General features: G+C 53.0%; 14 protein-coding genes. 2 read left to right on the top strand and 12 right to left on the bottom strand.

Annotated features, from left to right (window positions below; translation table 11 throughout):
* Positions 1-129: 129 nt before the first annotated feature.
* The 5 genes from D4L85_RS22660 to D4L85_RS22640 form a co-directional block, all read right to left on the bottom strand.
* Positions 130-723, bottom strand: a complete 594-nt coding sequence (locus D4L85_RS22660) for a porin family protein (RefSeq protein WP_119756445.1) — start codon at positions 721-723, stop codon at positions 130-132.
* A 413-nt stretch (positions 724-1,136) separates the two neighbouring features.
* Positions 1,137-3,161, bottom strand: coding sequence for a urocanate hydratase (locus tag D4L85_RS22655; RefSeq protein ID WP_119756444.1), 2,025 nt, complete (start codon positions 3,159-3,161; stop codon positions 1,137-1,139).
* Positions 3,158-3,928, bottom strand: coding sequence for a patatin-like phospholipase family protein (locus D4L85_RS22650; RefSeq protein WP_119756443.1), 771 nt, complete (start codon positions 3,926-3,928; stop codon positions 3,158-3,160). Before D4L85_RS22650 ends, D4L85_RS22655 begins: the two co-directional genes overlap by 4 nt.
* A gap of 48 nt (positions 3,929-3,976) precedes the next feature.
* Complete coding sequence (locus tag D4L85_RS22645) at positions 3,977-4,816, bottom strand: MBL fold metallo-hydrolase (RefSeq protein WP_119756442.1); 840 nt, start codon at positions 4,814-4,816, stop codon at positions 3,977-3,979.
* Between the two features lie 78 nt (positions 4,817-4,894).
* Positions 4,895-5,842: an acetyl-CoA carboxylase carboxyltransferase subunit alpha gene (locus D4L85_RS22640; RefSeq protein ID WP_119756441.1), complete on the bottom strand. Its 948-nt coding sequence runs from the start codon at positions 5,840-5,842 to the stop codon at positions 4,895-4,897.
* 561 nt (positions 5,843-6,403) lie between these two features.
* Here D4L85_RS22640 and rhaT point away from each other — a divergent pair.
* Positions 6,404-7,483, top strand: coding sequence for an L-rhamnose/proton symporter RhaT (rhaT, locus tag D4L85_RS22635; RefSeq protein ID WP_119756440.1), 1,080 nt, complete (start codon positions 6,404-6,406; stop codon positions 7,481-7,483).
* Between the two features lie 20 nt (positions 7,484-7,503).
* On the top strand, positions 7,504-7,818 hold the full coding sequence (gene rhaM, locus D4L85_RS22630; protein ID WP_119756439.1) for an L-rhamnose mutarotase: 315 nt from the start codon (positions 7,504-7,506) through the stop codon (positions 7,816-7,818).
* Positions 7,819-7,913: 95 nt separating this feature from the next.
* Here the strand turns inward: rhaM and D4L85_RS22625 are convergent, their stop codons facing one another.
* From D4L85_RS22625 to D4L85_RS22595, 7 genes are all read right to left on the bottom strand, one after another.
* The gene (locus D4L85_RS22625) at positions 7,914-10,136 is read right to left on the bottom strand and encodes a glycoside hydrolase family 3 N-terminal domain-containing protein (RefSeq protein ID WP_119756438.1); all 2,223 of its coding nucleotides are present in this window, start codon (positions 10,134-10,136) and stop codon (positions 7,914-7,916) included.
* Positions 10,137-10,312: 176 nt separating this feature from the next.
* A complete protein-coding gene (locus tag D4L85_RS22620) occupies positions 10,313-11,947 on the bottom strand; it encodes a glucoamylase family protein (protein ID WP_119756437.1) in 1,635 nt (544 codons plus the stop codon).
* Between the two features lie 78 nt (positions 11,948-12,025).
* A complete protein-coding gene (locus D4L85_RS22615) occupies positions 12,026-12,937 on the bottom strand; it encodes a LamG-like jellyroll fold domain-containing protein (protein ID WP_160143924.1) in 912 nt (303 codons plus the stop codon).
* 87 nt (positions 12,938-13,024) lie between these two features.
* The gene (locus D4L85_RS22610) at positions 13,025-14,539 is read right to left on the bottom strand and encodes a RagB/SusD family nutrient uptake outer membrane protein (RefSeq protein WP_119758905.1); all 1,515 of its coding nucleotides are present in this window, start codon (positions 14,537-14,539) and stop codon (positions 13,025-13,027) included.
* Between the two features lie 11 nt (positions 14,540-14,550).
* Complete coding sequence (locus D4L85_RS22605) at positions 14,551-17,574, bottom strand: SusC/RagA family TonB-linked outer membrane protein (RefSeq protein ID WP_119756435.1); 3,024 nt, start codon at positions 17,572-17,574, stop codon at positions 14,551-14,553.
* A gap of 302 nt (positions 17,575-17,876) precedes the next feature.
* Positions 17,877-19,790 carry a 7TM diverse intracellular signaling domain-containing protein gene (locus tag D4L85_RS22600; protein ID WP_119756434.1) on the bottom strand — a complete coding sequence of 638 codons (1,914 nt, stop codon included), beginning with the start codon at positions 19,788-19,790 and terminating at the stop codon, positions 17,877-17,879.
* A 305-nt stretch (positions 19,791-20,095) separates the two neighbouring features.
* Complete coding sequence (locus tag D4L85_RS22595; RefSeq protein WP_119756433.1) at positions 20,096-21,490, bottom strand: glucoamylase family protein; 1,395 nt, start codon at positions 21,488-21,490, stop codon at positions 20,096-20,098.
* Positions 21,491-21,652: the final 162 nt, after the last annotated feature.

The following is a 21,652-nucleotide window of genomic DNA, read 5'->3' as shown; positions in this document are numbered from 1 at the left end:
TCAGCAAAGAAAGAATAAAAAGCGCCCTCCTTCGCTAAAGCTTCGGCGGGCAAGCAAGGAAACAAAAAAAAGCCACCCTTCTTCGCTAAAGCTTCGGCGGGTGGCTTTTTCGTTTTCGGGAAGCGATGATTAGTCCTTGCCGAATTTGAAGAGTTTGTAGCCCACGGATACTTGGATGACTTGATTTTTGATGTTTTGGTAGGCGGGGCTGTCATCGATGTTCGTCAAGCCGAGGTTATAGCGTGCATCGATCGTGATGCCAAAGGGAATGTCCCAGCCGGCACCCAAGGCGAGGCTGACGTCCGACTTCTTGAAGGAGTCTTTTACATTTTGATCGTCAATCTCAGCACGCGAAACAAATCCGAATTGCGGCCCTACCTGGAGATTTATGCCGGCCACGGTATACAATTTTACGATCACCGGAATGTTGATGTAGCTGAAATTGGCGTCGAAGTTGCCGACATCTGTTTTTACTTTAGAACCTTGTTGCGAAAAGAGCACCTCCGGCTGAATACCTATTTTGGAGAATTTGAACAGCGTGAAGGCGCCGAAATGATAGCCCGTGCGATTGTCAAAATTTGTCTTAAGCGTGGATTGCCCATCGGAGGAGCCGTTCAACTTTGCGAAATTCAAGCCACCCTTAATACCAATCGCAACAGAAGCCTGCGCATAGGCACCCACGGACGCTGCGACCAATGCGAATACGATAATGAGTTTTTTCATAGTTGGTTAAGTTTTTAAAAACTACCCGGCAAAGATAATGCCTTAAAGTATAAAAATAGGGCAGTTCGGCGGCGGTTTTTGTTGGTTGAACTCGGCCGGAGGGGGATTGATCTATGGCGGGCGTTACTTTTTTCAGTAGTCAGTAGCCAGTAGTCAGTAGCCAGTAGATAGGGTGAGGAGTTATGGGGGAGATCGTTGGTGTTGGATCTGGTGGTTTTCTACAAATAAATATTCAGTGGTCATTAGCCAATGGCCTTCGGGGTTAGAGATTAAGAATCAGGAGATGTTGGAACGAGACAGATGAAGTGCAACGCTGAACACGCAAAGCGCACGAGAAATGTTATTCTCCCGAACCCCACATCCAAAATCATCACCTTTATTCTTCCTCTGAAACTTAGCCACTGCGTTTCGAACTACTGGCTACTGACTCCTGATTCACCCAATCCCTCCAAAAACGCCTCATCAACAAGATTCGCCCTCGTCACCCTCATCCCGCCCCCTTTTAAGCTTTCTTGCTCTATCGTCCACTGCGCATTCTTATTCCGCGCCCAAGCTCTCCGCGCGATGCCGTTGTTGACGTCGTAGTGGAGCATGTTGCGTAGTTTGCGGGTGGCATCTTGCGTACCGTCGAGTACCAGACCAAAGCCTCCGTTCATCACTTCGCCCCAGCCCACTCCTCCACCGTTGTGGAGCGACACCCAGGTGGCACCGCGGAAGGAGTCGCCAATGACGTTGTGGACCGCCATGTCGGCGGTGAAGCGTGAGCCGTCGTAGATGTTGGACGTTTCGCGGTAGGGACTGTCGGTGCCGGACACGTCGTGGTGGTCGCGGCCCAGTACTACCGGGCCGATCTTGCCTTCGGCTACGGCTTTGTTAAAAGCTTCCGCAATTTTGAGGCGGCCTTCGGCGTGAGCGTAGAGAATGCGTGCCTTCGAGCCCACGACGAGTTTGTTTTGTTTGGCCTGGCGGATCCACTGCAGGTTGTCTTTCAATTGTTGTTGAATTTCTTCCTCAGCGTGGGTCGATATTTCCTGCAGCATCTCGGCGGCCAACGCATCGGTGAAATCGAGGTCGCTGTCTTTGCCGGACGTGCATACCCAGCGGAAGGGACCAAATCCGAAGTCAAAACACAACGGTCCCATGATATCCTGTACGTAGGAAGGATAACGGAAATTGATCCCATCTTCTGCCATCACCGCAGCGCCAGCGCGGGAGGCTTCCAGGAGAAATGCGTTGCCGTAGTCGAAGAAGTAGGTACCTTTCGCCACGTGCTTTGCAATGGACGTTGCCTGTCTGCGCAGGGACTCCTCGACTTTTTGTTTGAATGCGCCGGGGCTACTCACCATCAGCGCGTTTGACTCCTCCAACGACAGGCCTACCGGATAATAACCGCCCGCCCAAGGATTGTGCAACGATGTTTGATCGGAGCCTAACGCCACATGAATATTTTCAGCATCAAATTTTTCCCAAACGTCAACGATGTTGCCGTGGTAGGCGAGCGAGACCACCTCTTTTGCAGCTTGTGATTTTCGCACCCGCGCCACCAATGCTTCCAACGTCGTAACAATTTCGTCTACCCATCCCTGCTCGTGTCGTTTATGAACCGCTTTGCCATTCACTTCCGCCACAACGGAGATACAACCGGCGATGTTGCCTGCCTTGGGTTGTGCACCGCTCATGCCGCCCAGCCCTGACGTGAGAAAGATCTTGCCTTCCAATCCTTCACCCTGACGGCTGATGTTTCGGCCGGCGTTGAGTACGGTTATAGTGGTTCCATGCACAATGCCTTGCGGACCGATGTACATGTAGGAACCGGCGGTCATCTGGCCGTATTGTGTCACGCCGAGGGCGTTGTACTTCTCCCAATCGTCGGGTTTGGAATAGTTGGGGATCATCATGCCGTTGGTCACCACCACGCGCGGTGCCTCGGCGGAGGAAGGGAACACGCCCATGGGGTGGCCGGAATACATGTGCAATGTTTGTTCGTCCGTCAGTTGGGCGAGGTATTGCATCGTCAGTAAATATTGCGCCCAGTTTTGAAATACGGCGCCGTTGCCTCCGTAGGTGATCAGCTCATGGGGGTGCTGCGCAACGGCCGGGTCGAGATTGTTTTGGATCATAAGCATGATCGCTGCGGCATGCAAAGAACGCTGTGGATAGTCGGTGATGGGCCGTGCGTGCATGGCATAGTCCGGACGGAAGCGGTACATGTAAATGCGACCGTAGGCGATCAACTCGTCGTAAAATTCTTTTGCCAGCACGGCGTGATGCCGGGGGTGAAAATAGCGGAGGGCATTGCGCACGGCCAGCTTCTTTTCGCCGGCGGTGAGGATGTCTTTGCGTTTGGGCGCGTGACTGACGTTCGTGTCGTAGGGTTTAGGCTGGGGCAACGTGTCGGGTATGCCCTGCAGGATTTCTTGTTGGAAGGTGAGGCTCATGGTCGCTTCGGGTTTATCCTGAAATCTTCCGGTTTGAAATTTTCTTTGGTGAAGTGGTAGCCGGTTTGAAAAAGGTCTTTCGCCTTGCTCACATCAAAACCGCTAACTCCTCCCGCGCCCGGGGGATCGATCAACACGTCGCACAACGCTTTGCTGGTGGCGGTGTTGCCGTTGACGGCCATCATGAGGCTGCGCTCGATGACGGACCGGAAATTCAAAGTATTGAAATCACCCCGAATGAAATTGCAGTTGGCACCGATCAACAGGTCGCACGCTCCGCGGATGCTGTGGGCCGGCAAATTGTCCGTGATGCCGCCATCCACAAAGATCTTGTTGTCGAATTGGATGGGGTTGAACACGAGCGGCACGCAACACGACGCCAGGATCGTGGGGATCAATTCTCCTTTTGTAAAATACTCGGTCGTGCCTTGCCCGATATTCGTCGTGGCAACGGTCATGGGCAGCTTCAGGGCTTCGAACGTGTTTTCGGGCATGTATTTCTGAAGGACATCGCGGAGTCCATCCAGACTCAGCAAACCGCGCATCGTCCACGCCGGACGAAGCGACCGGAGAAAGCTGGTGGTGAGAATGATGTCCATGATCTTCTCGGCAGAATAGCCATACGCATACAACGAACCCACGATGGAGCCTGCGCTTGTGCCGGCCACGACGTCGATCTTCACTCCAAATTCTTCCAGTGCTTTCAGCACGCCGATGTGCGAGATCCCCCGCGCACCGCCGCCTGATAATACCAATCCGATTTTCATGTCTCTATCCTGATTTATACTTGTGCTATTTTTTTACGCGCCAACGGCTCAAAGAATTTCCGCCAGCCGGAAGGTCTGATCCACGCGAACACCTTTTTCGGTATGCTTCACCGTGCAACATTCGTTCTCCGGGTCGTGTTCGAGAAAGAGGACGTAACCGTGGGTGGCCGCTTCATTGAGAAAACGTTCCTTTTCTTCGAGTGTGATCAACGGCCGGGTGTCGTAGCCCATCACATAAGGCAACGGGATGTGGCCTACAGACGGCAACAGATCGGCCATGAAACAGATCACTTTGTTTTTATAACGGATCATCGGGATCATCATTTTTTCGGTGTGCCCCGAAACGTATTGGATGTCGAACGATGCGAATGGTGAGGGCGCGTGGGCGTCTACAAATTTCAAGTGACCGCTCTCCTGCATGGGAAGGATGTTCTCCTTCAGAAAGCTTGCTTTTTCGCGCGGGTTGGGTTGGGTTGCCCACTGCCAGTGGTCGGCGTTGCTCCAATACTGCGCTTTGGAGAAAGCCAAGTCCAGTTTATCTCCTCTCCTTTCGACGCCACCGCCGCAATGATCAAAATGCAGGTGGGTGAGAAACATGTCGGTGATGTCGGCCGGTTCAAAGCCCGCACGATGCAGCGACGACGGGAGGGTTGCGTCTCCATTCAGAAAGTAGTGACTGAAGAACTTCGCGTCCTGTTTGGTGCCCAGGCCGTTGTCGATGAGGATGGTCCGGTTGCCGTCCTCGATGAGCAGGCAACGCATGGCCCAGTTGCAGAGATTTTGTTCGTTGGCAGGGTTTGTTTTTTGCCAGATGGATTTGGGCACTACACCAAACATGGCGCCGCCGTCGAGTTTGAAAAATCCGGTGTCGATCACGTGAAGCTTCATGGGTTGCGCTCCGGTTAGGGTCTCTAAAAAGAAAAGGCTGCAACTTGCATTGCAGCCTTTGGTATATCGTTTCGATGATTATTCTTTTACAACGCCCATCGCACAGAACTTGTCGATGCGTTGGTCGATGCGCTTTTCGGGGCCGAGCGCCGAGAGTTCTTTCGTGGTCTCGAGGATCACGCGCTTGATCTCGTTGGCCATCCACTTCACATCGGTGTGCGCGCCACCCAGGGGTTCGTTGATGATGCCGTCGACCAGTTTCAGGGCGGTCATGTCCTTGGCCGTGAGTTTGAGCAATTCTGCGGCTTGTTCTTTGAAATCCCAGCTGCGCCAGAGAATGGTGGAACAGTTTTCGGGGGAGATCACGGAGTACCACGAGTTCTCCAGCATGAGCACGCGATCGCCAATGGCGATGCCGAGCGCGCCGCCGGAGGCTCCCTCGCCAATCACAATGCAGATGACGGGCACTTTGAGACCGAACATTTCCTTGAGGTTGCGGGCGATGGCTTCACCCTGTCCGCGCTCTTCGGCTTCGAGGCCGGGAAAAGCACCTGGGGTATCAATGAACGTCACGATAGGCTTGTTGAACTTTTCGGCGATCTTCATAAGGCGCAGGGCCTTGCGATAGCCTTCAGGGTTGGCCATACCGAAATTGCGCATTTGGCGCTGTTTGGTATTGCGTCCCTTTTGTTGGCCGATGAGCATAAACGTCTGGCCGTCGATGGTGCCGAAGCCGCCGATCATGGCTTTGTCGTCAGACACGGTGCGGTCGCCGTGCAGTTCGATGAAGTCGGACGTGATCTCGTAAATGTAATCCAGGGTATAGGGACGATCCGGGTGGCGCGACAGTTGAACGCGTTGCCAGCCCGTGAGATTTTCGAAGGTCTCCCGCTTGAGGTCCAGAATTTTTCTTTCGAGAGCTTTTACAGCGGCCTGAACTTCCTTGTCGCTGTCGCTGGCCAGCTGATTCATATCTTCAAGTTTAGCCTCCAGTGCAGCAATGGGCTTTTCAAAATCCAATAGCATATGGTCGATTTTGTCGGCACAAAGTTAGAAGGATTGTGAAATATCGGTAATTAATGGATAAGTTTCGCACTAATGCCCTCATATTCAATAGCCTGTTCCAACGGTGGGCGTTCGTGAAGGGTGTTGTGCGGCTTCCGTTTTGCCTTTTCTGACCTTCCGTTGCCTTTTTTTTGCCGGGTATATATTGTTATGGGCCTTCCGTGACCGGTTGTCCAGCGAAAGAAAAGACCCTTGGTTTTTTATGCGTAAAAGAGCACCAGCGTCAATGCCGCCCAGGTGACCATTTCCACCAGCCATTCCGTCCCGCTCATTTTCTTATGCGTTTCCATAGCTTTTTATTTCAAGCCACGACGATTTGCATGCCAATGCCTTTCTGAGCCCAAAAGCAGGGTTTGGACGTTGGAGTGTAGAGAAAAAGAATCAATGACGTCCAATTTTGGGGCGCTGCGGTAGCAGGAGGCTGCTTTTTTTGTGCAGACAGCTCATGACGGTTTCGTTTGCATAGAGTTTCTATTTTTACCGGAATCACTGTGTTCCCCTGAACCTTATACCACCCTATCTATGCAGGTCATTTTCGGTATCATTTTTCATTTCATCGGCGGGTTTGCTTCCGGCAGCTTCTATGTCCCTTTTAAAAAAGTAAAAGAATGGTCGTGGGAAAGTTATTGGATCGTGGGCGGTCTTTTTTCATGGCTCATCATCCCTCCTTTCGCCGCGTGGCTCACCATTCCGCATTTCAGCGACATCATTTCGCAAGCTTCCTCCTCCACTTTCTGGTGGACCTATTTCTGGGGTATCCTGTGGGGCATCGGTGGACTAACGTATGGGTTAGGCATGCGCTACCTGGGCATGTCGCTGGGCAACTCGGTGTTGCTGGGATTCACGTCGGTGTGCGGATCGATTGTTCCTTCCTTGTATTATGATTTTGTTCCCACACCCGGCAAAACCAGCTTCCACGAGCTGCTGACGACTTCGTGGGGTCGCGTTGTGTTGCTCGGTGTGACCCTTTGCCTGGTGGGGATCTATCTCTGCGGACGGGCCGGGATGATGAAGGAAAAAGAGCTTCCCGAAGAAAAGAAGAAGGAGAGCATCAAAGAATTCAACCTGGTGAAAGGCCTGATCGTGTGCACGTTTTCGGGCATCCTCAGCGCCTGTTTTAACTACGGCATCGAGGCCGGCACGTCCATGGCCGAGCAGGCCAATGCGCTTTGGCAGGCGGCCAACCCCGAGGCCACCAGCGAATTCCTGTATCAAAACAATGTCATCTATGTCGTGTTACTTTGGGGTGGCCTCACCACCAACTTGGTGTGGTGCATGATCCTGAACACACGGAACAAAACGTTTGGGGACTACACCAACAGCAAAACGCCGTTGCTTCAAAACTATTTCTTTGCCGCCCTGGCCGGCACGATCTGGTTCCTCCAGTTCTTTTTCTATGGCATGGGCGAAAGCAAGCTGGGCAATGGCGCCAGCTCGTGGATCCTGCACATGGCGTTTATCATCCTCGTGGCAAACCTGTGGGGGATCCTGTTAAAAGAATGGAAAGGCGTGCAACCGAAAACGCGGGACACGATCGCGGCCGGCATTCTCACGATCTTGCTCTCGGTGATCCTCGTGGGCTACGGCAATGCCTTGAAATGATTTCTGAATTAAATTGCCCTATGGAACGACTTGCTTTTACCATGAAACTTTTCCCCGGTCAGGTGGAAGAATATAAACGGCGGCATGATGCGATTTGGCCGGCCCTGAAATATTTATTGAAGGATTCGGGGGTCAAAGATTACTCGATCTTTTTGGATGAAGCATCGCTGACGTTGTTTGGGGTGATGAAGGTGGAGGATTCTGCGGTGTTGGGGCCGCTTCGCGATCATCCGGTGATGCGGGAGTGGTGGGAGTATATGAAGGATATTATGGAGACGAATGCGGATGCTTCACCGGTGCAGGTTTCTCTGGTGGAGGTTTTCTATTTGGGGTGATCATCCCAAAATAATTTTAAACCGCAAAGCGCAGAGTCATCGCAAAGAAGGCGCAAAAGAATTTGGAATCCTTTGCACCTTCTTTTTCAAGTCTTCTACTTTAATATAAACGAAGCCTTCTTCACATCATCCGAATTCCCCCCAACAAAAACATCGTATTTACCTGGCTCCGTACCAAAAGACATATCTCTCCGGTAGAATGACAGATCAGATTGCGTCAGCGTGAAGCTTACTTCTTTCGACTCGCCCGGCTGCAACATCAATTTCTTAAAGCCCTTCAATTCTTTTACGGGACGTGTCACACTTCCCACAAGGTCGCGTACATACAACTGCACAACTTCCTCGCCTTCACGCTTGCCCGTGTTCTTCACCTTGCATGTGATGGTGATGCCCTCCTGCTGCGTGATCTCCTGCTTGTTGAGCTGCACGTCGCCGTATTCGAAGGTGGTGTAGCTCAGGCCATAGCCAAAGGGGAAAAGCGGTGCGTTGGATTCGTCGAGATATTTAGACGAATATTTGTTGTTCGGATCCATAGGGCGGCCCGTGTTTTTCATGTTGTAGAAAATAGGGATCTGTCCCACCGATCGCGGGAAGGTGACGGGCAGTTTGCCCGAGGGATTGTAGTCCCCAAACAACACATCGGCTACGGCATGGCCGGCTTCAGTTCCAGGGAACCATGCTTCCAGCACGGCAACTTTGTTTTGTGTCATCCAATTTATGGTCAGCGGCCGCCCGTTGAAGAGAACCACCGCGATGGGTTTGCCGGTCTTGTAGATCTCCTCCAACAACTGCTGTTGTGCGCCCGGTAAGTTGAGCGATGCCCGGCTGGCGGCTTCACCGGTCATGAGCGCAGCTTCGCCAAGAGCCATCACGACGATGTCGGCTTGTTTGGCAGCTTGTATGGCCTGTGCAAATCCCTTGGTGGTATCGTCATTGATGTTGCAGCCTTTGGCATACAGGATCTTTGTCGCAGGGGTTGCTGCCGCTTTAATGCCTTCCAGGACGCTCACCGCTTTGGCACCCTCGCCTGCGGCTGACCAGGAACCGATCATTTCTTTTTTGGCATCGGCCAGGGGACCGATCACTGCGATGGATCGCGTGGTCTTCGGCAAGGGCAACACATGCTGATCATTCTTGAGCAACACCATCGACTTGCGCGCAACATCGCGCGATGCCGTGAGGTATTCCGGCTTCATGATGGTGGCCTTTTCGCGTTCGGGGTTGCAATAGCGATAGGGATCTTCAAACAATCCCAATTCGAATTTCTTCGTCAGGATGCGGCGCACGGCTTCGTTGACGAGGCCTTCTTTTAGTTTGCCTTCTTTCACCAGGCGTTGCAGCGAGCTGTTGTAGAAACCGGCTTGCATGTCCATGTCCACACCGGCTTCCAGGGCGAGGGCGGCCGCAGAGGCGGTGTCCTCGGCAATGCCGTGGGGGATCATCTCCATGATGGAGGTGTAGTCCGTTACCACGAAACCTTTGAAGTTCCATTCCTTGCGAAGGATGTCGGTCATCAGGTATTTGTTTCCGGTCGCGGGCACGCCGTCGAGTTCGTTGAAGGAGGTCATCACGGTGGCTGCACCGGCGTCGATGGCCGCTTTGTAGGGTGGCAGGTATACTTCGCGTAGCATGCGATCGGACATGTCGGTGGTGTGATAATCACGGCCGGCCTGGACGGCACCATAGGCGGCGAAGTGTTTCACGCAGGCCATCACCGAATGGAGGTCGCCAATGCCATTGCCCTGAAAACCTTTTACGCGGGCGATCGCGATCTGTGCACCCAGGTATGTGTCTTCCCCGGCACCTTCGGCCATCCTACCCCAGCGTGGGTCGCGGGCAATGTCGCACATGGGCGCAAAGGTCCAGTGCAGTCCTTGGGCCGAGGCTTCGTCGCCGGCGATGCGGGCCGACTGTTCCATGGCGGTGAGGTCCCAGCTGGCGGCCTCCCCTAGCGGGATGGGAAAAATGGTGCGGTGGCCATGGATCACATCATATCCAAAAATGAGCGGGATGTGAAGACGCGTTTCCTTTACGGCCAGCTCTTGCAGCTTGCGCGTGTAGTCGGCACCGAAGGCATTGAAGATGGCGCCTACCCGGCCAGCCTTGATGTCTTCGCGATAGTTTTCGCGAATGGTGGGGCCCGTCACGTCGATGTCGCTGGTGAAGAGCGTGAGTTGGCCGATCTTTTCCTCCAGCGTCATCAGGGCGAGCACCGAGTCCACGCGACCGGCGATGTTTCCGGATGACTTGGGCGCATTCTTTTGGCAGGCCGTCAATACCAGCATCCCGGCCATCCACAGGAAGAACAATCTTTTCATGCGTTCATTATTTTTTGGTTTGTGTAAACAGCTCGCGGTGTTTGGACGCAGCGGTTTACGAAGATCAAATGTCATTTTTGTCCCATCGCCAGACCCAAGCAAGCCTCTCAAAAAAATGAGAGACTGTACTTTAGGCTGGGCTCCTCGCGGAGGATCTTTGTGTTATTCAGTATAGGTCAATTAAACTCCAGTTTTGTTTTGGCGGCCTGCACTTCCGGCGCCGACATAAATAAATTCCACAGCAACCCCGTGCGATAGTTCTCGATCATGACCACGATCGGTCCCTGGTCGATGGCCAAATACGAATTGGCCACCCACCCGTCCGACAGGTCGAAAGCATCATAAAATCCATACGGTCCCCACAATTTGTCGCCCAGCGTGTAATAAAAGAATTTCAGTGCCTTCATCGATTCCTCCGGTGCATACGGAAACGAGGATAGCGCAGCCGTTGGCGTGATCACCCCCTGGTCGTTCGACGGCGAGTGGGCATCATAACCGGTCGGGTTGTCGCTCGCCGTCAGTCCCCAGCAGGCGTCGCTGTAGCCCACATAGTTTTTTGGATTGGCCGCACAATAGGCGTGATTGATCAGCGTCGCGTTCACGTTTTGTTCCCAATAGTCGGCATAGTCGTCTTTGAAGTGGGGGTCCATTCCCAAATATGAATATTGCACCCAGAACAACGGACTGGGTGTTCCGAGGGGCAAGGTGTAGCCGTAATATTTTTGTCCAGTTTTTATGGCGCCGTTTCTTCCATAGCCATTGGTGTACACGCTTTTGGGGATGCCGTGCGTGGGCGAAGCGGCGGCGAGGATGTAGGTGATCTGTTCTTCAAAATATCCCGAAAGGGCAAAATTCATATCCCAGTTATAGTTGGGCGACCAATGCCAGTAAAGCACTTCCTGCCCGTCTTTGCGATACCAGTCCCATTCCACACCTTCATAGAGCTTTGTCATGCGGCGGATGAGATTGTTGCCGACGGTGTCGGTCGGTTGCAGATATTGACGCGACGTGAGGAGACCTTGCATGAGGAATGATGTTTCCACCAGGTCGCCACCGTTGTCTTTTGTGCTAAAGGGGATAACTTTTCCCGTCGTGCCGTTGATCCAGTGCGACCAGGCCCCATGAAAACGATCGGCCGTTTCTAAAAATGTCACGATCTTGTTGAGGCGCTCCACGCCCTCTGTGCGTGTGATGAAGTTTCGATCCATGCCCACCACGATGGCCATGATGCCAAAGCCGCTGCCCCCGCTGGTCACCGTTGGCCCCGAACCTTTGCGCTCGAGGGCCATGCCGCTGGTTGGTTCAGCCATGTCCCAAAAGTATTTGAACGTTTGCTTTTGGGTGAGCGTCAGCAGCTCTTCATCAGAGATTACCGGAAATTTGTCGGCGGGGTCGAAAGTAGTAATGACCTTACTATCGAAGTTTCCGCCCAATGCTTTTTTATCGACAGACGTCAGCGCTGTCGAGATTTGAAAATTATATTTTGATAAATACTCCAGCGCCGTGCTGGGCTTGATGGTGACGGTGCTGTCGCCATGACTGAAAGTATAGGTCAGCGTGAGATTTTCTGTGGGCGATACCAGCACGATCGCCGTGGGAACGGTGGTTCTGTCGATGGGTGCTGAAAACGAAGCGACGATCTCTGGCGTCAGGCTTGCTCCAGAAATGGTTGACCCGACAGGACGGTCATCCGATTGGATGGATGTCAACGTAAATGACGTTTCACTTCCCGGCGCGGGGTCATCCTTTTTACAGGACGCCATCGTCATCACAAAAAATATCAACCCGAAGGAAACGGCCTTTACATTCATGTTGTGGTTTCTAAAAATAAAGTGAGTGCATAAAAAAAAGGGTACACCGAGGTGTACCCTCTACCCGTAAACTACAAATTACCTACCTGCAGTGCCGAGGTTAAACAAGGCTACGATATCTTTTTGTGCCAGTACGGTATTGAATACACGCACATCGTCGATGCTGGCGGTTGCCAAAGGAGCCCAGTCGGGACGGGTGGCATTGGCGAAGCCCATGTCGGCAGAGGCCATGCTACCAAACATCGCTTGTGCAGGCACACGCATTTTCAACACCGGTGTCGTGCCACGGTCGGTATATCCGCCAACGGATTCACCGTTACCATAGAGCGCAAACTGGTGGGTTGCTCCATCCCAGGTCATCACATAATGTGCCCACTTGTTGCCACCCATGAAATATTTACCGGTGCCACCATTCGGGGCATCCGTGCCGGTGTTCTTCAACGCCACGTTGTCCTGACCGCTCTGCGAGTTGTCTGCCAGCGTCGTGTTCAGATAGTTCTTCAACTCCAGCGTATCGGATGCAGGAAGGTGACGCGATGTTTCAGCGCAAGCCTGGAGGTTACCCCAAACATCGGATACCGACGTCGGGAAGATCCCAAAGAAAGAAGTGAATCCGCCGCCGGCCACACCTTTTGTTCCTTGCACGTTCACCCAAAGGCTCACCGTGAAGTTATTCAAAGCGTCTACCGTGTTGATCTTGTCGATAGGCGGAAACGCAATGGCTCCTTTGGACAGTTGGAGCGCTTTGCCGATCTGCCCCGTGGTGAACGCTACGCCACCGAGCGTTTTGTTCGGCGCCGTGCTGGAGATCACTTCGTTGTTGGTATCGTCGAACGTCCAGTGGGCTACCAGGTACGTGGCGCCTACCTCATCCGAATTGTTGTAGCCATCGATCTGCGGTAGGCTGTCGTCATCGTTGTTACAGGATCCGATAGCCAGCACACCCAGTGCAAGGATCCCTACTTTCAAAAATCTCATTTGTTTTCTCATTTTCATTTTAGTTTAACATTTTAGGATAAAGAAGTTTTTTAAAGCCCGTTTTAAACAAAGAATACATTGTAGCCCGACAGCTGCCGCTCAATACCCAAAGTTTTGCTCCAGTGCGCCACCGCTCAACAATATCTGCGAATTGGGAATGGGCAAGAGTTCATTCTTGCCTTCCACAAAATTGGTTTTTCCTACAGCGTGCATCACCTGCGCCGCTCTGCCCTGACGAACCAGGTCCCAGAAGCGATCGTGCTCCATGGCCAGCTCTACGCGCCGCTCTTTCCAGATGTCGGCTTCGGTGGGCGCGCCAATGTCGGGGAGCTTGGCCCGCTTGCGCACGAGGTTCAGCGGTGTGGCCGCATCTTTGCCCAAGTGAACGGCCGCTTCGGCATTCATGAGCAGCACATCGGCATAGCGCAGAATGCGGATATTCTTCGGCCGGTCTTTGTCGGCGGGTTGGATAAAGCTTTCGCGCAGCGTACTGGTGTAGGCTTTGTAGTTATAATATTGATTTTGCACGCTGTCGGCACTGGGTATGCGAAAACCATCCCATAGCACAGTGCCTTTGTGCGTGCCGGAGTTGTCGATAAAAATGATGGTGGCATCCTTTCGTACGTCGCCGGGCTCATAGGCATTAACAAGATTAGACGAGGGATTGTTAAAACCCCACCCCAAATCATTCCAGCCGCCGGCGCCACCGATGCGGGGTCCCTGGCATACTGTATAATTGTCTACGCGCAAATAGCTATTGTTGAATACGCCGGTCTCAATTTCAAAAATGGACTCGGCGCTATTGTCGCCCGATTGGCGCCAGATCTCGGCATAGTCGTCCAGGAGTGCGTATTTGCCGGAGGTCATCACCTCGTTGGTAAGTTCCCACACCTTGTCCCAGTCTTTGCGATACATGTAGACTTTGGCGAGCATGGCCTGCGCGCTTCCTTTGGTCACCAAGCCACTAGCCGTAACCTTCAACGGCAAGTGGTCGGCCGCAAATTGAAGGTCTGCTTTGATGCTGTCATATACGACGTCCACCGAGGCCCGGCTCTTAAATGCTGGATCGCTGTTGGCATCTTCCGCATCGTTGGGCACGCGATATACCAGCGGCACGCCGCCGTACATGCGCACGAGGTTGAAATACAAATAACCCCTGAGGAATTTCACTTGCGCCTCCAATTGCTCGATGGTGGCGGCATCCAGGCTAGCCGTTTTCAATCCCTTCAGCGCCTGGTTCGCGTTGCCGATGGCGCTATAGTGACCACTCCACAACGTTTCGGCAAACTTGTTTGTTGAAGTGGTGTTGAAATCATCGATATCGCCTATGGGCACCAATTGGTCGCCAGCGGTGCTGCCTTTGTCGGCATCGTCGGAGATGATGTTGGTCACGGTGATAAAAGCAAAACCGTGTACGTCGCCATTATCTCCCCAGGAGTCGCCCAACAGCAGACCGTTGTACACGCCGGTCACCAGCTTTAGCGCCAGGTTGGGATCGGCGCTGGTGTTTTCGCCGCCCTGCACGGGGACGTTCAGAAAATCATCGCTGCACGAAACGGCGGTCAGCGTGAGAAGGCTAAGAAGGATGCTGCGTATGTTCAATGTCGTTCTCATGTTCGTCATTTTTAAAATCCTACATTTAAACCTGCTGCAAACGTGCGTGTCGTAGGGTATGAGCTCAGCTCGATGCCCGAGTTGAGCGGATCGCCGGGTAGCTCGGCCGTGAAGCCGCTATACTTCTTGTAGGTAAAAAGATTTTGAGAGGTGATGAAGAATCGCAGGCTGGCGATCTTCAGTTTGTCGAGTGCCGCCGAAGGCAATGTGTAACCAAACGTGAGGTTGTTGATGCGGGCAAAAGAACCCGATTCCACGAAGTAGTCAGACGCCGGCAAGTTGCCGGTGTTTGCAGCAGGCTCGGTTTGTGTGTGATTGGCCGATGTCCATCGTTTGTACACCACGTCTTTCTCCACGTTGTCGCGGCCGTCTACGCGAGCGCCGCGCTTACCGTTGTAGACCTTGTTGCCCACGTTGGCATAAATGGATATGGCGAAGTCGAAACTCTTGTAGGTCGCACCCAAGTTCACCCCGAAATAAGCCACGGGTTGATAGGATCCGGCAAACACGCGGTCGTTGTCGTCGATCTTGCCGTCGTCGTTCACATCCTGGTATTTGAAGTCACCGGCATGGGCCGTCTTCTGAATCACGGTGCCGTTGCTGCTTTGATAGGCCGCCACATCCGCTTCCGAATTGAACACGCCGATGGTCTTCAACACATAGAAACTTCCCACAGGATGGCCGTTGTCGGTAATGGTGGTGAAGCCTTGCGATCCTACAGCACCACCCTGAACAGCCTGGCCGCCGTTCAGCGCCACCACTTCGTTGTGGTTAAAGGTCACGTTGCCACCGATGGTGTAGGTGAAATTATCGCCGATGCGGTCTTTCCAATTCAACACCACTTCCACGCCCCGGTTTTGGATGGACGCCACGTTGGTGATGATCTGCCCGTCCTTATCGCCTACGGTGCGCAACACGGGCACCTTGATGAGTGCGTTCTCAACTTTTTTGTTGTAATAGTTCACTTCGCCGGTGAGCTTGGATTGCAGGATGGCAAATTCCAAGGCCAGGTCGTACTCCTTGGTGATCTCCCAGTTGATGTGCGGATCGATGATCTGGTTGATCTGTGCGCCGTTGGTAGCCGTCCCGGCATTGCCGTTGAAGGGATAGGCCTTATTCAACTCAACGGTCTGCACATACGCATCCGTGGGGATCTGGTCGTTGCCCACCTTGCCATAGGAGGCCCGGAGTTTCAACAGGTCAAACCATCCCTGGCTTTGCATGAACGACTCGCGGCTCAGCACCCAGGCTGCACCCACAGAAGGGAACGACGACCAGCGGTTCTCTTTGGGTAACCGCGAACTTCCGTCGACCCGCAACGTGGCCGTCAACAAATATTTTTGATTGAAGGCGTAGTTCAAGCGGCCGAGGTAAGAATTGCGCGACCATGCATCGCCCTTTCCATCGTTTTGCGATGTGTTGGCGTCGCCCACGTTGATATACCACAGGTTGGGATCGGCGGGCACATCTTTGCGAATGGCGGAGAACCAATGTTGGTTGTATTTTTCTGCTGTCGTACCCACCAGGAACGTGAAGTCGTGTTTGCCAATGGTCTTGTTAATGGTTGCCGTATTGTCCCACACCCAACGGAACGTTTGCGTTTGTTTTACATTGAGCGAGCTCAACGGATTGGTTTGATTTCCGCCACCCACAATAAAGGTCTTCTCGTCGTTCAGGAATTGATAGTTGTAGAGCCGGTTCAGTGAATTCTTCCAGTCGGCGCCCAACGAGGTGCGCAGGGTAAGCCACGGCACGGGCTTGTAGCTGAGATAGGTTGAGCCTTGCAGGCGATTTTCCTTCACCTTCATGTCGTTGTTCTCGATGTCGAGCAGCGGGTTGCCCACGTTGCCATAGGCGGACGTGTTGCCATAACGGCCATCTACCTTCGATGGGATGATGGGCGCGGCGCGATAGGCATCGTTGTATACGCCACCGATCTTGCCATAGGCATCGATGTCGATCATGTTAAAACCATTTTGATTGATACTGTTGCTGTAGGATGATTGGATCCCGACTTTCAGATTCTCGCGGATCTGGTAGTCGTTGTTCAACCGCAGGGTGAGGCGCTTAAAACTGTTGTCGATCACAATCCCCTGATCGTTCAAATACCCTACGTTGAAAAGGTAAGTCGACTTGTCGGTGCCGCCGGAGAGTGACACGTTGTGGGTTTGCTCCCAGGCATTGCGCAAAATGGTGCCGTACCAATCGGTGCTGTAGGAAGACGATGGAGGTGGTAAGCCTACGGCGGCCTGATAGTAGTTATTATACTCGGCAGAATTTGCCATCTGCACGAGGTTGGATGCCTGGCGTATACCGATGTTGTTGTTGTAGGTGATCTTCATCGTGCCGCTCGAACCTTTCCGCGTGGTGATGATGATGACACCATTCGCACCGCGCGAGCCATAGATCGCAGCAGCCGACGCATCCTTGAGCACGTTCATATCCACGATGTCGGCGGTGTTGATATTGGAAATGTCGTCGGTCAGTACGCCGTCGACTACGTACAGGGAAGTCGTTCCACTAAGGGCTGTTCCCACACCCCGCACGCGGATCTGGGGTGACGATCCCGGTTGTCCGCTGCTGATGATCTGCACGCCAGCCACCTTGCCTTGCATGGCCTGGGTGGCGGTGAGCACGGGCTGTTTCGCCAACTCCTCGCCTTTCACGTTGGCCGTGGCGCCGGTGATGTCGCTTTTCTTTTGCTCGCCATAACCTACCACCACTACCTCGGTGAGCTCTGTGGCATCGCTTTCCAGTTTGACGTCGATCGTGGTTTGTTCACCCACCGTCACCGTCTGCGTCTTGTAGCCGATGAACGAAAAGGTGATGATGTTCTCGCCGGGGGCGAGCTGCAGGGTGTAGGCGCCCGAAAGGTCGGTCGGCACGCCCTTGGTCGTTCCTTGTACTAACACGCTTACGCCGGGAAGGGCGCTGCCGTCGGCCGAATCGGTTACCGTGCCCGTAACGGTGCGGTTCTGGGCCCACGCCGCGGTCGAGAGGGTGAGGATCAATAGGCTAGATAAAAGTCTCCACATAAACCCACAGTGCGAGACAGGGTTTCAGTTAGGGTTTTGGGCTGCTCGCGAAGTGAAGTTTGGACTTGTCAAGGGTTTTTGGGAATTTTTTCGTGTAAAGTCGACCAAATCCTACCCCCTTTCGTGTGTTTTTGTGTGTGTTATTTTCCAGAATAAAAACATTGTTTTCAAGCCTTTTCAACCGTTATCTGTAAAAATGAGGCTGGTTCTTTACCAGAAAAAAAACATGCGTGCGGGATCGTTTTCTGCCGATCGGAAAAGCAGGCCAATTCCGTCGGTTCGGGGCCGGAAAATGAGGGCAATCAGGCCTCCAGGGACTTGATGGAATGCTCCCGGGGCGTTCGTTTGGCAGGTGTATCCAGGATCAGAATAACATCCTCCCAGCGCGAGGAATGGGGCTTCCTGCCCGACTTTTCCAGGTCGGCCAACCGTTCGGCCACCTTGTGCCGGAACGCCCACAGCGTGTTCACCCGCAGTCCCAACTGCTCGGCAAGGGTTTCCAGGGTATATTCTTTGTGACCGATGACGGTGAGGTAGGCAATATAGAAGGCCTTCTCGATCGGGAATTTGATGCTGTGGAAGATCGTATAGGCCGTGATAGACTCGTTATAGCCGCAACGTGTGCAGCGGCGGGCAAACTTCTGGGCGCCATCGAAATATTTCTCATTGCCACATTTGCGGCAGTGGAATGCCTTCTCCCACTTCAAATTCTCCAGGAAGCGGTAACAGGCCAGCGTGTCGGGGTACAATGTTTTGAACTGCTGGTAGTCCATGTTCTTTTCCATCAGCCGCTCGCTCAACACCTCTTTGATGCTGCTTTTCAGCTTCCAGTTGTCCAGGTCCAGGATGGAGTTGATCTGGTTGATCTCGTGCGACTGCCTCTCCAGCAGGACGTTGGTCTGCTCCAATTGGTGGTTCTTCTCGTTCAGCTCCAGGGTGCGCTCCATCACCTTTTGTTCCAGCTCGCGGTTCACCTTGTCTTTCAACTGCATGTTCACCTCGTGCTGCTGGATGATGCGTTTCAGCGCACGGTCGCGCATGTCTTTGAGAATGCGGATCCTGTCGCCCAGTGCGAACGTGAGGAAGAGCATTTCCAACACAAAGCTAAAGTGCAGGCTGTAGTGGAGCGGCGTCGTGAAAGGCAGCACATTGAAGTAGACCATCGTGCGCACAAAAAATCCCGTGAACAGGATACCATAAGCAATCACAAAGAACCGCGCCGGCCGGTAGCCCTGGTTCCAGATGGTGATGCCGGTATAAAAGATCAGCGAAAGCGGGATGATCTCCACATTGCGATACGTGAGCATTTGGGGAAGGAAGAACAACTCGACTAGGAACCACGCCGAACGCAACAAGATCATGCCTTTCAACGCCTTGTCCAATCCGGGTGCGTTAGCGCGTGTGCTCAGGAAGCGGCGCGTAAAAATGAGCCCCCAAAGAATAACCGAATAGAGTGTGATGCCCACCGCATAGTCGTTCCACTCCGGGTGGCCCGGCCACAGGTATTGAAACCCGATGCCGTCATAGCTCATGGCATAGGCGGCCACACTTAATATGTAGAAGATATAATAGATGTTCTTGATCTCGCGGATGGCGATATACACCAGTAAATTATAGAGGCTGATGATGAGGATCATGCCATAGAAGGTGCCGAACAACAAATACTCATTCAAGGCATAGTTCACAAAGCGGTCCACCGACCGGAAGGCGATGCGGATGTCGGCGAACTCGTGCGAGCGGATGTTGAAGTAGTAATACATCAACGTGTCGCGCTTGATGTTGAGCAGCACCTCAAAATTCTTATGCGGCACCAGGCGTTGCGCGAAGGGCTGGCTGTCGCCGAGCATCACGTTCTTGTACGAGCCGTTCTCCTGGGGAATGTAGGCCTCGATCTCATCGATGGTCTGATCGTAGAATTCCAGGAGCCAAACCTTGCCCGTACCGGCCCGGTGTTGAATAGGCAACCTGATCCAATAGGAAGCATTGGGTTTAAAGTCCTTATTGTGATAGCCGGGATGCGGATGAAAGCGGTTGGAAAAGCTGTTCGAAGAGATCTGCCAGAAAGAAATGGTGTTCGTAGTGTCTACATAGTACTCCAACTCGTACGGCATGAAATTACGCTCGATCAGCGCATCATTCACCTCGAATATTTTCTGAGCGCGCGCGCTCCCAAAAAACAACACGATCGCTCCCAAAAGGATACCCCACTGCTTCATAGGGGAAATATACGAATTTAGTGGTGTTCAAGGAGCCAGAATTTAGTAGTCAGTAGTCAGTAACCAGTAGCCAGAATTCGGTGTCTTGTCCTTGTTCAAGGCATGTCTGGAAGGGGGCCAATTCTGTGAGATATTAAAGCCCTGGCTGGTCAGGTACTAACTTAATACACAAGGGCCATTGTCTAGTATTAAACTATGGCCCTTGCATTGAATTGATGAGTACTGAATATCGACTACTGAACGCCAAAGCACCTGGCTACTGACTACTGGCTACTGAATGCCGAGCACCAATTTTGGTTCCTGACTTACTGGTCCAGCCATCCTCCTGTAAAGCCTGCCTTCTTCAATCCCTCGCGAATGTATTTGTTCTTCTTCATGGTCGTCCAAATGATCCGTGTGCGCCAGTTCTCCAGTTGAATCAGGATGGGCCCTTGATCGATGCCGAGGTAGTCTTTGTCGTACCAGCCCTGTGTGCCGTCAGCGTAGGCAATGCTCATGTTGAATGCATCTTTGAAACCGTATTTGTCATAGAGCTTGGTGCCATGGCGTTTTTTCATTTCCACCAGTGTGGGGATGCAGATTTCCGGGGCAAAGGCGAGCGAACCACCGGCAGCTGTGGGGGCGATAGTGCCGTCGTCGCGCACGTAGAATTGGGATGCGCCGCGGGCGTTATAGCCTTCGAAGGAAACGTTCGGATTGCTCTTCTTGTCATTGCCGGGACCGTCGCAGGCGGTGAGGCCCCACATGGTTTTATCGTAGCCCACGTAGCCTCCGGGGTTCAGGGCGCAATAGGCGCGGTTGGCATAGGTGGCCCGACGGGAGTTTTCAAAGTAGTCGATGCCTTTGGTTTTCATGTAGGGATCGGAAATGCCTTTGAAGTCGATGAACATGTGGGAATATTGGTGGCCGAACAGCGGGCCGAAGTTCACGAACTCCTGACCTTGATATTTTGCCCATTGATACGAGTCTGTCCAGGTTTTCCAGCTTGAGGCGGGAATGCTGTGGGTGGGCGAGCCCAGTGCCAAGATATAAAGGATCATGGCCTCATTGTATCCTTGCCATTTGGCATCGATAAAGCCGTGCTCCGGGTGCCAACCCATGCTCATCACGTCTTTGCCGTTCATGGCCCAGTCCCACTCCACGCCTAAGTAAAGCGCGTCGGCGATGTCGCGGATTTGTTTCTCGGTGGCGTCGGGACCATCAAAGTAGGATTGCACGGAGAGAATACCGGCCATGAGCAAGCCTGTGTCGATGGTGGAGAGCTCCACTTGTTGATAGCGCAGACCAGTCTTCATGTCGAGGAAGTGATAGAAGAATCCCTTATTGCCCGCAACACCCGATGGGGCTTCGCCTTTGGGCAGGCCTTGCATGAACTTCAGGGTTGTCAACACGCGTGCTGCCGCTTGTTCGCGGGTAATGAATTTGCGCTCGACGCCGACAATGTAAGACGTCAGTCCAAAGCCGGTGGCGGCAATGCTGGAGAAACTTTCGGATGGCCAGCGGTCCGGTTGCTGGCCGTTGTCTTTGCCGGCAAGGTCCCAGAAGTAATCAAAGGTTTGGCGGGTCAGTGAATCCAGGAACGCCTTAGGCAGCGGCACTTTGGCCGGCGCCGTTGCTGCGGCCTGTTGAGCGAAAGTGCTATAGAAGAATAGTACGGTGATGGAGCAGGCCAGCAAGAGCCGATGCGACAGTCTTCTCATAAGTTTTGATGCATTAGGTTTTATGCGGAGGGAAATATCGTAAGAAAAATGAGAAGACAGCGATGGTTTTTATGTGAATGGCATTGGAGTGCCGACGCTTTGCATAGAGGAGCGTGGAACCTCGGGAACACAGGTGACCAAAAAGGTAACCTGTTGGGGTTT

The sequence above is a fragment of the Chryseolinea soli genome (assembly GCF_003589925.1).
In the GTDB taxonomy this organism is placed as follows: domain Bacteria; phylum Bacteroidota; class Bacteroidia; order Cytophagales; family Cyclobacteriaceae; genus Chryseolinea; species Chryseolinea soli.
Note: the sequence above shows the minus strand (reverse complement) of the source record. Positions and strands in the feature narration are given on the sequence as shown.